This is a genomic window from Chitinophaga sp. XS-30 (assembly GCF_008086345.1).
GTDB lineage: Bacteria > Bacteroidota > Bacteroidia > Chitinophagales > Chitinophagaceae > Chitinophaga.
In genome coordinates, this window is the sequence record NZ_CP043006.1 from 3,830,799 (window position 1) to 3,843,467 (window position 12,669).

General features: G+C 53.6%; 11 protein-coding genes. 6 read left to right on the forward strand and 5 right to left on the reverse strand.

What is annotated here, in order from left to right; genetic code table 11:
* Positions 1-29: 29 nt before the first annotated feature.
* Positions 30-350, reverse strand: coding sequence for a cupin domain-containing protein (locus FW415_RS15620; RefSeq protein ID WP_148386822.1), 321 nt, complete (start codon positions 348-350; stop codon positions 30-32).
* A gap of 208 nt (positions 351-558) precedes the next feature.
* Positions 559-1,737 carry a glycoside hydrolase family 130 protein gene (locus tag FW415_RS15625; protein WP_148386825.1) on the reverse strand — a complete coding sequence of 393 codons (1,179 nt, stop codon included), beginning with the start codon at positions 1,735-1,737 and terminating at the stop codon, positions 559-561.
* A gap of 151 nt (positions 1,738-1,888) precedes the next feature.
* Here FW415_RS15625 and FW415_RS15630 point away from each other — a divergent pair, with 151 nt between their 5' ends.
* Positions 1,889-2,584: an SDR family NAD(P)-dependent oxidoreductase gene (locus FW415_RS15630; protein ID WP_148386828.1), complete on the forward strand. Its 696-nt coding sequence runs from the start codon at positions 1,889-1,891 to the stop codon at positions 2,582-2,584.
* A 9-nt stretch (positions 2,585-2,593) separates the two neighbouring features.
* Here FW415_RS15630 and FW415_RS15635 read toward each other — a convergent pair whose 3' ends face one another.
* Positions 2,594-3,742, reverse strand: a complete 1,149-nt coding sequence (locus FW415_RS15635; RefSeq protein ID WP_210420707.1) for a putative sensor domain DACNV-containing protein — start codon at positions 3,740-3,742, stop codon at positions 2,594-2,596.
* Positions 3,743-4,022: 280 nt separating this feature from the next.
* On the reverse strand, positions 4,023-5,387 hold the full coding sequence (locus FW415_RS15640) for a Gfo/Idh/MocA family protein (RefSeq protein WP_148386832.1): 1,365 nt from the start codon (positions 5,385-5,387) through the stop codon (positions 4,023-4,025).
* A 54-nt stretch (positions 5,388-5,441) separates the two neighbouring features.
* Between FW415_RS15640 and FW415_RS15645 the strand changes: the two genes are divergently transcribed.
* From FW415_RS15645 to FW415_RS25010, 3 genes are all read left to right on the forward strand, one after another.
* Positions 5,442-5,831, forward strand: a complete 390-nt coding sequence (locus FW415_RS15645) for a VOC family protein (RefSeq protein ID WP_148386836.1) — start codon at positions 5,442-5,444, stop codon at positions 5,829-5,831.
* 235 nt (positions 5,832-6,066) lie between these two features.
* Positions 6,067-6,786: a rhamnogalacturonan acetylesterase gene (locus FW415_RS15650; RefSeq protein ID WP_148389960.1), complete on the forward strand. Its 720-nt coding sequence runs from the start codon at positions 6,067-6,069 to the stop codon at positions 6,784-6,786.
* A 152-nt stretch (positions 6,787-6,938) separates the two neighbouring features.
* Complete coding sequence (locus tag FW415_RS25010; RefSeq protein WP_210420709.1) at positions 6,939-9,263, forward strand: glycosyl hydrolase family 28 protein; 2,325 nt, start codon at positions 6,939-6,941, stop codon at positions 9,261-9,263.
* Between the two features lie 195 nt (positions 9,264-9,458).
* Here the strand turns inward: FW415_RS25010 and FW415_RS15660 are convergent, their stop codons facing one another.
* Positions 9,459-10,232, reverse strand: a complete 774-nt coding sequence (locus FW415_RS15660; protein ID WP_148386838.1) for an MBL fold metallo-hydrolase — start codon at positions 10,230-10,232, stop codon at positions 9,459-9,461.
* A gap of 54 nt (positions 10,233-10,286) precedes the next feature.
* Between FW415_RS15660 and FW415_RS25545 the strand changes: the two genes are divergently transcribed.
* Both FW415_RS25545 and FW415_RS25550 read left to right on the forward strand, forming a co-directional pair.
* Positions 10,287-11,411, forward strand: coding sequence for a DNA topoisomerase (locus tag FW415_RS25545; RefSeq protein WP_256378869.1), 1,125 nt, complete (start codon positions 10,287-10,289; stop codon positions 11,409-11,411).
* Positions 11,338-12,393 (forward strand): type IA DNA topoisomerase, encoded by a 1,056-nt coding sequence (locus tag FW415_RS25550; protein WP_256378870.1) that lies wholly within the window; start codon positions 11,338-11,340, stop codon positions 12,391-12,393. Before FW415_RS25545 ends, FW415_RS25550 begins: the two co-directional genes overlap by 74 nt.
* Positions 12,394-12,669 lie beyond the last annotated feature (276 nt).

The following is a 12,669-nucleotide window of genomic DNA, read 5'->3' on the forward strand; positions in this document are numbered from 1 at the left end:
CCAATATTTAATAGATGACAGCGGACGTTCTATTTATAATCTTCCCGTACCGGGCTGAAGGAGTCGATCAGCCTGCAATCGGTGATCACCTTTCCGCCATGCGGGGTATGCGGTGGTATCAGCAGTACGTCATGCGCGTTGAGGACATGTTTTACGCCATCCAGCTCCATTTCCAGCGTGCCGGAGAGGATGTAGGTCATTTGTTCATGCATATGCTGATGCACCGGCAGCAGGGTACCGGCCTTTCCTTCCCAGTAAGCCAGGGAATGATGTTCTCCATGCAGGAAGCGGCCGGTCATGCCGGGTAATGTTTCCCGGGAGGGTTTATTCTGGAACGATTCAGGATTCATGCCGCAAAATTAGGTATTCCGGCCGTAATCCGGGTATGCCGATTACGGAAGCAGCGCAAGCATGCGATAAGACCGGAAACCGGGATTAACCGGGCTTCACCACTGTCCCTGCACAAAACGGTGGCAGGAGCATGCGAACCGGTTATTGTTTCGCTTCGTCAATGGGAAGCGCTTCACGGCGGAGCAACCTGCAACGTATGGGAACCGGTTATTGTTTCGCTTCGTCCCCGGCAGTTCCTGCACGGGCGGGGATCTCGTCACCAGGCCGGGTTTTGCGGGGATTATAAACGGCTACGGCTACACGGGAATCGGCGCAGCCGTAATACAGGTACCATTTCTTCCGGTGGTACACCAGCCCTTCGATGAATACGGTGCCGTCTTTATACTGACCGCTTTTTTCAAACGGCTCCATGGGACGGAGGAACGGCACATCCAGCCGGGCGATGGGGCGGCTCGGGTCCTGCAGGTCGAACAGCACCTGGCCGGCGCAATAGGCGTTGGCGTTGAAGCGCTGATCGCCACTGGCGCCGCTTCTATTCTTGCCGTTGTATAACAGCAGGATGCCTTTTTCGGTGATCACCGCCGGAGGCCCGCACTCGGTCAGGCCACTGTCGAAATACCCCTTCCGTGGCCGGATGAAGGCTTTCAGACTGTCCTTTTCGTCCAGCACGGGAGACCAGTTGAGCAGATCGTCGGAAGTGGCGCCAAATACGGCTTCTTCGCCCCAGTACATGAAATATTTCCCGTTCACTTTTGTGATCAGCTGCCTGCCATCGGTCACCTTGGTGACAAGGGAAGCGGATTTGCTCCATTTGTCCCGGAACCTTCCGTTATAGGCCTTTTCAAATGCGGGGCCATGTTTCTGCCAATGTACAAGATCGCGGGAGGTGGCCACGCCCAGCCTGGCCGTCTGGCGGTTCCATTGGGTATAGAGCATGACGTACAACCCGTCGGCCGTTACGGCTACCCGCGGGTCTTCGCAGCCGCCCGGATGCTCATTCCCCCGCTGGCTGTCTTCTGCCGGATACAGCACAGGCGTGGGCAGGCGTTTGAAGGAGCGGCCGTTGCGGCTTTCCGCGTAACCGATGCGGGAGGTCCTTTTACCAATGCCTTCGCCGGACTTGTCTTCCGCGCGGTACAGCACCACGATCTTCTTCTTTTTCAATGCTGCGGCTGGATTGAATGTATCATTGGATTCCCAGGCCACCATCTCTTTTTTCATCGGGCAGCTGAAATAGGTATTTTCCCGCGGGGAGATGACGGGGTTGGCATCCACAGGGCGCACAAATCCACCGAAAGCCCAGTCAGGCAGCACGTTTTTTTCCTGCGCAAGGAGTGCGGAAACGAGGAACAGGGAGGTGGTCAGCGAAAGGAACAGCTTTTTCATAACAAAGGGCTTTTATCACCGTAAATATAACCGCATTGTGGTCAAATAACATTCCATTTCTTCGTGATGTTGCTTTTTTTTGACGCATAGCAGGTGAAACAAGCGCATGAAGGCGCTGGAAAATTCAGGCTGCCGCGCTTATCTTTACGTCATGCAGAAAGTTGTACTGGTGCTTGGCGCCAATTCGGACGTGGCAAAGGCGGCTATCGGGTTGTATGTGGATAAAGGTTACAAGGTGATCGCAGCCTCCCGGAGCCTGGACGATCTCCGGGCTTTGCCGGTTGAAACCCTTTATTTCGATGCTGCGGATTTTGACAGCCACCGGTCTTTCTACGAAAGCCTGCCGCAGAAACCGCATATCGTGCTGTATGCCGCTGGTTATCTGAAGCACAATGAAGAAGCGTTGCTGGACTGGGAAGGCAGCTTCAGGATGATGAAAGTGCATTATTGCGGAGCCGTGTCCATCCTCAATATCATTGCGACGGACACTGCGAATCCCCACCTGGAAAGGATCATCGGGTTATCATCGCTTTCCGGCGTACGGGGACGGAAGAGCAACTTCATTTACGGCAGTACGAAATCCGCCTTTACCCAATACCTCGCCGGCCTGCGGCAATATCTTTTCCCCCGGGGTGTGACGGTGAACGTTATCGTGGCGGGATATATCCGCAGCAAGATGACGGCCGGGCTGGACCTGCCGGAATCCCTCATGCTGGAACCCGCTTTTATCGCTAAAGCCATAACGGGCGCCGGTAAAGGATTCACCATTGTACCGGGCCTGAAATGGAAATTCATCTACCAGGTGCTGCGGCTGATGCCGGAGCGGCTGGTGGCGAAGCTGCCGTAAGTTGCTGTTTTATATCAGCAGTATGTCTATCCGGTGCGCCTGCACCATTTGTGTGGCCTCGGACCAGGAGAATACCGTGAAATACCCGTCCTGCGAGGCTACCAGCGCCAGCGAATCGCGCTGGTCATGTATGAACTGGGCCGCGGAAAGATGCCGGGTGCCGCCGATCTTCGAAGGATGTATCTGCAAGGGAATGCCGCCAACGATGGGTTCAGAAAACAATACTTCGTCTACGGGAGTGGACCAGCTGGCACGGGCGATCTTTACGCCGAAGGCCAGCAGCTCATGCTGGTCGTTCACCACGGTAGCGCCATCCACGGCGGTCAGTCCCGTTACATTTTCCACTTCCCGGCGCAGGGCGGTTTGCCAGTAGATCTCGCTCACTTTATCGCTATCCTGCCGGATAAGATCGGCCACGCCGCAGAAAGCCGGTGATACCGGGTATTGCATCGGATGTACGATCGATTCTTTCCATCCCTCGTGATTGGAGGGCGTAACGAGCAGTATGCCGCCACGCCGGTGCGCGCGCATCGATACGGCAATTTGTATCAGCACATTTACCGGGTTATTCCAGACGGCCGAGGTATCGATGCCCAGGAGGGAATTGAGTATCGGCGGGCTGTCAGGCAGCAGGCCGCTGTCTTCGTTCACGATCTTGATCTGGTCTCCCCGCAGCACAGCCACATTGGTGAATTTACCCAGACCGGTGATGCGGCGGTGTTTAACGACCAGCAGGCCCGGCTCTGATACATCCACCACGAAACAGTAATTCGGCAGCTGGATGGTAGTGCCCCAGATATATAATTCGCCACCCTCATGCCATACGCCTACGTGCACACCGGCCCTTTCCACACCGGGCGCAAGTTTGGTGAGCATTTTCACGCCGAAAGGAAGCCGGTGCCCGAAAAGCAGCGGTTTCCCCACTTCATCGGGATTCATGAAAGCGATGGATATACGGGTAGTGATGCCTTCTTCTTTGCGCAGGCTTGCCCAGAAAGCCACGTCGATGATCTTTTGCACGATCATCTCGGATGGGGCGCTGGCAAGGTCTTCCTCGCCGTTCTTTTCCGCACAGGCAAGGTGTTTCGCGAAATGTTCAGCTATTGGTGCGGCTACTTTGGAAGCAGCCTGATATGTTGATCCGCTCGTCAATTCCATAAAATGATCTCGTTTACGGCTCAAATTTAGCCCTTTTCCGCATGCTTTAAACAGTCCCGTTACCCGGTGTTTGAATTATGCAGGATATGGTATGATGGATGTAATTCCCCGGCCGGTACAGCCGCCGCGCCGGCCGCGGAAATTTTCCCGGCTAGCTGCGCATTTTGGAAGGGATGTGTTTTTCACAGGATACCCGGAAAAGAAGAGCCTGTATCCTTCTTTAGCATACAGGCTCGTTTTAACGTGGTTTATCAAGGCATGGGTTAGTAATGTCATCGTTTTACAGCATCGCCGCCGGGTGCTCCCAGGGGTTGCGGTAGGGCCGCTGCAGCAGGGCTGTCGCTTCCCGGTCACCGGTGATGATGCGTTTTTCCGGATCATATACCAGCGGCCGCCCGGTGTGCATGGAAAGGTTGGCGAGTATGCAGCTGGCCGTGGAAATATGTCCTTCTTCTATATCCGCAACAGGACGGCTGCCGGTTTCAATCGCTTTCAGGAAGTCGAGCATATGCAAACGTGTAGCAGGTGCTGCATTCAGCTCAATGCCAGGTTCGGTCACATCTTCAGGATATTTTTCCTTTTCGTACACCACATCCTTGTGGATAGGCTCGCCTTTGCCCTGCGGGATAAAATCGTACGCCATCGTACTGGCTTTCAGTGTGCCTTTCTCGCCATAGAGCGTAAATGCCCAGGGGTACTTCGGGTCAGCCGGTGTGCCCCAGGTCCGGTGTTGCCATACGCAATTCAGGTTGTCGTATTCAAAAACGGCTGTTTGCGTATCCGCGATGTTGGATTTTCCTGTTTTTTGCACGTAAATGCCGCCGGTGGCGGTGATGCGTTTGGGCCAGCCGAGCTGCAACATCCAGCGGACGGTATCGAACATATGCACGCACATGTCTCCGGTGATGCCATTGCCATATTCCATGAATGCGCGCCACCAGCGCTGATGGGGCATGCCGTCGAACGGCCGCAGGGGGGCGGGGCCCGTCCACATATCATAATCAAAGAAATCAGGAACTTCCTGCACCGGTGGATTGCCGTTGTTGCGCATGTGGTAGTAGCAGCACATTTCCACATGAGAGATCCTGCCGAGCAGCCCGGCATCCACAATATTCTTTTTGGCTTCGATAAGGTGCGGTGTGCTTTTCCGCTGGGTACCTACCTGCACCACACGATTGTATTTCCGGGCTGTGGCCACCATGGCTTCCCCTTCCAGCACGTCCACACTGATGGGCTTTTGCACGTACACATGCGCGCCGGATTTTATGGCATCAATGGCATTGAGCGCATGCCAGTGGTCAGGCGTACCGATCAGCACAATATCCAGCTTGTGATCTTCCAGCATTTTCCGGTAATCCGTGTACAACTTCGGTCTGGCGCCGGATTTTTGCCTTTGGGCGACCATCTCCGCCGCACCTGCCAGCATGTTCTTATCCACATCGCAAAGCGCCACTACGTTTACCGGTGATACCTGTATCAGCCTGAACAGATCGCTTTTGCCGTACCAGCCGGTACCGATCAGGCCTACACGATATGATTTTGCGGGATCGATGAAATCAAGCGCCTGCGCTCCGAGTGAGGACAGCAGGAGGGAAGCGGTAGCTCCTTTCAAAAAGTGGCGTCTGTTGAGATGAAAGGTGTGCATAAGTGGAATTTTCGTTAAACGCTCTTTAAGATACAATATTATTAGATTTGTGCCATGCTGAAATTGAATAAAGTACATCACATCGCCATGATCTGTTCAGATTATGAGCGCTCCAAAAGATTTTACACGGAGGTGCTGGGCTTTGAGATCGAGCGGGAGACCTACCGTGCAGCGCGTGGTTCCTGGAAACTGGACCTGTCGCTGCAGGGAAATTATATCATTGAACTGTTTTCTTTCCCCGATCCTCCGCCACGGCCATCCCGGCCCGAGGCGCAGGGCTTGCGGCACCTGGCTTTTGAAGTGGATGATGTGGATGCTGCTGTAAATGCCCTGCAGGCAAAGCAGGTGAACACCGAACCGGTGAGAGTGGATGAGTTGACCGGCAAGCGATTTACCTTTTTCTCCGACCCTGACGGATTGCCGCTGGAGATCTACGAACGCTGAGCCGGTCTGCTGATGAGGCATGCCATCGTTGCCGGGAACGATTGCGTAGAAAAAGAGCCCCGGACGCTTCATTTAACAGAAAGTTCTGTATAAAATTGCTGATCGTTATCCGCCGGTTGCGGGGTTCAGCCGGACCGTTGCATCCACGGTTGAATTGAATGCCATCGTTTCACGTTAAATTTTGCGTTATGATCCTTTCCCATTTGAATCTGTCACTTCAAAAAGGCGGGCAGTGATGAAAAGCCTTGCCGTATGCCTGCTGTTATCCCTGCTGCTGCCGGCAAAAGAACGAATGACGATCTGGATGATCGGTGATTCCACCATGTCCGTCAAGAAACCGGCGTTTTACCCGGAAACGGGCTGGGGAATGGCATTGGGCGCTTTCTTCCGGGATGATGTGCGGATAGAGAACAGGGCAATGAACGGCCGGAGCACATTGTCCTTCATCCGTGAAGGACGCTGGCAGGCTGTTGTGGAAGGCTTGCAGGAAGGGGACTACGTATTGATACAATTCGGCCATAACGATGAAAAGACCGATAAACCCGGCACCGGTACTTCCCATGAAGCGTATAAAGCCAATCTTGCCCGTTTCGTACGGGAAGCCAGCGCGAAAAAGGCAGTGCCGGTACTGCTGACTTCCATTGCCCGGCGGCATTTTGAACATGGCGTACTGCTGGATACCCACAAAGGTTACCCCGGCGCCATGCGGGAACTGGCGGACAGCCTGCAGGTGCCGCTGATAGACCTGGAGCAGGAGACCTCGCGGTTGTTGCGGGAATTGGGGGAGGATGGTTCCATCCGCCTGTTTTTACATGTTCCCGCAGGGCATATGAACTACCCCTCCGGGAAACAGGATAACACACATCTCAGTCCCGATGGCGCCAAAGCTGTTGCAGCGCTGGCGGTGGAAGGAATGAAAGCGCGCGGGCTGGACCTGGAACAATATCTCCGCTGACGGCTAAACGAACTATGAGGATTGTCTGATAGCAGGCACGACCGATTCATTTTTGAGCCGGCTATAGCCCTGTTCCACTGCTGCTGGATCAGGAGCCTGTCCGATTCCATGAGATATCTGGCGGCTGGATCCCCGGGCAAAAAAAACTGACAATGATGAATAAACGAAAAACAGGTAAAATATTTCTCCTGCTGGCCGCTGCAATGAGCATGGCGGCAAGCGGTTTCTCCCAGTACAGCTGGGAGCGGCTACCGGAGATCAGGCAACCGGTTTTCAGGAAGGATACATTCAACATCAAGGCATTCGGTGCAGTGGGAGATGGCATTGCCCTGAATTCCGCAGCGATTAACAATGCGATTAAAGAATGCAGCCGGAAAGGTGGCGGCGTTGTACTGGTGCCGGAGGGGATTTGGCTCACAGGCCCGGTGGAGATGAAAAGCAATGTGAATCTGCATCTGAAAAGCGCTGCTACGTTGTTGTTCACAGCCGACAAAGCACAGTATCCCCTGGTGGAAGGCGTTTATGAAGGACGTTCCGCTGCCAGGAACCAGTCGCCCATCTGGGGGAAAGACCAGGAAAATGTGGCCATCACCGGAAAAGGGGTGATCGACGGGAATGGTGATGTATGGCGGGCTGTGGGAAAGGGAGAGCTGACGGAAAGCGAATGGAAAAAGAAAGTGGCTTCCGGAGGTGTTGTTCGCAAAGACGGTAAAGAATGGTATCCCAGCGAGCAATACCGGGCCGCGAAGGAAGGAAACCGGAGCATGCTGCTGGCGCCGGAAAAAACGTTGGCCGATTATGCGGATATGAAGGATTTCCTCCGCCCTAATCTTGTTGTACTGAATAATTGCCGGAAAGTATTGCTGGAGGGCATCACCTTTCAGAATTCGGCTGCCTGGTGCCTGCATCCTTTGTTATGCGAAGACCTGACATTGCGTGATCTGACCGTAAAGAACCCGGCCTATGCGCAGAATGGCGATGGCGCAGATATCGAGTCCTGCCGCAATTTCCTGATAGAAGGCTGCACATTTGATGTGGGTGATGATGCCATCTGCATCAAATCCGGTAAGGACGAAGAAGGGCGGAAACGCGGAAAGCCCACGGAGAACGGTATTATCAGGAATAATCTTGTTTACAAAGGGCATGGCGGTTTTGTAGTGGGCAGTGAAATGAGCGGCGGCGCGAGGAACATTTTTGTGGAGAACTGTACCTTCATGGGTACCGACAAGGGGCTGCGCTTCAAGTCCACCCGCGGCCGCGGCGGTGTGGTGGAGAAGATCTATGCCAGGAACATTTTCATGAAAGATATTGTGCATGAAGCGGTATTCTTTGATCTGTACTACTTCGTGAAATTCGCGACGGACAGTGAGCGGGACGAAAGGCCCATAGTGAATGAGGGAACACCGGTGTTCCGGGATATGGTGTTCGAGCGCATCGTCTGCCGCGGAGCGAAAAGAGCGGTCTTTATCCGCGGGCTTCCCGAAATGCCCGTCAGGAACATCAGCATCAGGAACAGTGTTTTTCAGGCGGAAACAGGGAAGGAACTGATCGATGCCGACAACATTCTGCTGGAGAACGTGCGGATGGATATTCCGGTGCCACGGGACACTTCTTTTGCCGTCAACAGCACATTTGAAAAGGAACGGAAGAAATATCCTTTTATCCGGATAGCGGCGCCCGGGCCTGCGAAAAATATGCTGCATGCTGCGGATGTGCCTTACCGGGAAGCCGGTGGCCGCAGCCTGTTGCTGGATGTTTATTACCAGGATGACAAAAAGCCCCGGCCGGCAGTGCTGCTCATTTTCGGCGGGGGCTGGCGTTCCGGGGACAAATCGCATAATCATGCCATGGCGGTAGAGCTGGTGAAACGGGGATTCGTTGCGGTTTCCGCGGAATACCGTCTGTCACCGGAAGCGCGGTACCCGGCGGCGGTGCAGGACCTGAAGGCCGCGGTGAAATGGATGCGCGCCAATGCGGCTGCTTATGGTATTGATACCGCAAAGATCGCTGCAATGGGTTGCTCGGCAGGCGGGCAACTGGCGGCGTTGCTTGGCGCGACAAATGGTGTGGCGGAATATGACACGGGAAATGGTTATGCTGATGCCGCCGCTTATTCCTCCTATATACAGGCGGCTATAGATATTGACGGCATCCTGGCTTTCCGGCACCCGGAATCTGCGGAAGGTGCAGCGGCTGCGCAATGGCTTGGCGGCACTTGGGAGGAAAGGCCGGAGCAATGGCAGGCGGCCTCCGCGTTAACGCATGTAAGCAAAAATACCGTGCCAATGCTTTTTATCAACAGCGCGTTGCCCCGCTTCCATGCCGGCAGGGATGATATGATGCGCGCAATGAAAGCCCTGAATATTTACAGCGAAGCGCATGAGCTGCCCGATACGCCCCATCCGTTCTGGTTCTTCGATCCCTGGTTTGCAAAAACAATGGACCTTGCAACAACCTTCCTGCAAAAAGTGCTTTGATAAGGCAATTATGGGCGAGATATGAAAATTACAGCATAAGTCGATAGCGAACCCACCGTACAAGTGTGCGACGCAACGGCTGCCGAACAGATGGACCGGCAGCTGGCTTCCCCCAAATAATTTTATCAGGTTTGTAAGCCCGCTGCATGCCGCGAATGGGTGAGCACAGGACAGTATTTGCAGCGACCGGCTGTTTTATTTCAGCGTAGAGACCTTGTACACGGGTGTTTCCGCAAAGCGCGATGCTACCACGATCTCCGTACCGTTTGCATGCTGAGCGAACATTTCATGCACCAGCTCGGGCGAATTATTGTCTTTCGACAAATGGGAGAGCAGCAGATGGCTCATGAACGGCGGTCGGTGGGCTTTGAAAAGCTCCAGCGCCTGGGTATTGGAAAGATGTCCCTTGCCGCCGCGGATGCGGTTCTTCAGAAAATAAGGGTAGCGGCCCTGTTCCAGCATCGTTTCGTCATAATTGGTTTCGAGGAATGCGGCATGGCATTGCCGGAAATGGCTGGTGAGCTGATCGCAGGGAATGCCGATATCGGTGAACACGCCTATCCGCGTATCGGTGTGATTGCAGGTGACCAGGAAGCTATGCGGGTCCGAGGCATCATGATGTTTCGGGAAAGCGGTGATCTTCAGCTGCCCGATAACCACCGGCTCAAATGCCCGGAAAGCCAGGGTTTGCTGCAGCTGCATCCGGCTGTAGCTGAGCGTGCCATCGGTAATGTACACCGGCAGGCGGTATTTCTTTGATAAAACGGGAATGCCGCGGATGTGATCAATATGTTCGTGTGAAACGAATATCGCTTTTACTTTTTGCATCGTCAGCCCCAGCCTCGCCATACGCCGTTCCGTTTCCCGGCAGGAAATGCCGGCATCCACCAGAATGGCTTCTTCCTGGTTGCCGATATAATAACAGTTTCCGTTACTGCCCGAATTGAGAGAGGTAATGAATAGCGACATCGATCTGCAAAGTAAAGGGATTTCACGCAAATTATCCGACATTTGCTATCCGGTATGAAAGTCTGTATAGCTGAAAAACCCAGTGTGGCAAAGGATATTGCTGAAGTGATCGGCGCGCGGCAGCGCAAGGATGGCTATTGGGAAGGGAATGGTTACCAGGTAACCTGGACCTTCGGGCATTTCTGTACCCTCAAAGAACCGCATGACTATACGGAGCAGTGGCGTTTCTGGCGCCTGGAAGACCTGCCCATGATCCCGCCCAGCTTCGGCATCAAGCTGATTGAGAATAACGGGGTGCAAAAGCAGTTCGCCATTATCGAAAACCTGGTACAGCAAAGCGAGGAAGTGATCAACTGCGGGGATGCCGGGCAGGAGGGGGAGCTGATCCAGCGTTGGGTGCTGCTGAAAGCGAAATGCGCCGCGCCGGTGAAAAGGCTCTGGATATCCTCGCTGACGGAACAGGCCATCCGCGAAGGATTCGAAAAACTGAAAGATGCCGCACAATACGATAATCTCTACGCCGCTGGCAGCGCCCGGGCTATCGGGGACTGGCTCCTGGGTATGAATGCCACCCGGCTCTTTACAAAGAAATTCGCGCAGGGAAAGACCGTTTTGTCCATCGGCCGCGTGCAGACGCCCACATTGGCCATGATCGTACAGCGGCAGAAGGAGATCAATGCCTTTGTGATGGAAGAATACTGGGAGCTGAAAACGATCTACCGCGAGGTGGAATTTACGGCGGCGATAGACCGCATCAAAGTATTGGACCGCGCCACCAAAGGCCTGGCCTATCTGAAAGAACATCCGTTCGAGATCACATCCTTCGAAAGAAAAGAAGGCAAAGAAGGCAATCCCCGCCTGTTCGACCTTACGGCCCTGCAGGTAGAAGCGAACAAAAAATATGCATACACCGCTGATGAAACGCTGCGGCACATTCAGAACCTTTACGAGAAAAAACTGGTCACTTACCCGAGAGTAGATACCACTTACCTGTCGGAAGACCTGCACCCGAAAGTAGCCGGCATCCTGCGGGACCTTACGCCTTATGCGGCATTGACCGCGCCTGTGCTGGAAAAGCCCATTCCTAAACTGAAGTCCGTGTTTGATGACAAGAAAGGTAACGGATCACCATGCCATCATACCCACCGGTATGTATCCGGAAAACCTGCACCTCGATGAAAAACGGATATACGACCTGGTAGCCCGCCGCTTCATTGCCGCTTTCTATCCCGAATGCCGCGTCGCCAATACCACCGTGCTGGGCAAAGTGGGCCAGGTACCATTTAAAGCAACGGGCAAGCAGATACTGGAACCAGGCTGGAAACTGGTCTATGTGAACGACAGCAGCGCAAAGAAAGAAGGGGAGGAAGAAGAAAAAATACTGCCGGTATTTGAAGAAGGAGAGACTGGTCCGCATGAACCGCGGGTGCATCAGGGCAAAACCACACCCCCGAAACCTTTTACGGAAGCTACTTTGCTGAGGGCGATGGAAACCGCGGGCAAACAGGTGGAAGATGAAGAGATGCGGGAACTGCTCAAAGATAATGGCATCGGCCGGCCTTCCACCCGGGCCAATATTATTGAAACCCTCTTCCGAAGGAAATACATCGAAAAAAAGAAAAAGAACATTTTTGCTACGCAGACGGGTATGGACCTGATCGATACCATACAATCGGAATTGCTGAAAAGTCCCGAACTCACCGGGCAATGGGAACGCAAGCTGCGTTTGATAGAGAAAGGCGAGTATGCCATGGAAACCTTCAAGCAGGAACTGGTGCAGATGGTGGTGGACCTCACCCGCGAAGTAAAGACGGCTGTCTATAAAACGATCGCCATCGCTCCCGAAACACCGCCTCCCGCCGCAACCGGCAAAAAAACAGACAGTGAAAAGAAAGAGAAAGCCCCCAAACCGCCCGCCAGCCCCGAATCCCTCACCTGCCCCAAATGCAAGGCCCATCCGCTGAAGAAAGGTAACACCGCCTGGGGATGCGCCAACTTCAATGCCTGCGGCTTTAAAATACCCTTTGAAGCAGCCGGAAAGAAACTGACGGACAAACAATGCGCAGATCTGGTGAATAAAGGGAAAACCGCTAAGATAAAAGGACTGCAGACCGGTACTATGCTGGTATTGACTGACGCATTCCAGGTAATTGCGGAATGACCAGGCCCACTGCAAACCAAATGCGGATAGGGCTAAAATACGATCAATAACCGTTAAAATCCGTTGCTACACAGGCAATCATCCTGCTAAAATCCGATCAATATTCATCAAAAACGGCAACTACATCCCTGTGATATCCGAGTAATTTTAAGTGTTAATTTGATAGTTATTATAGTATGTGAACAATGACGAAAGGGTCGATGCAGGAGATTATTGCCTGAAGTCGCGATCCGGTGTAACCATTGGCCATTGGGCCAATGCAGGAGATTATTGTCT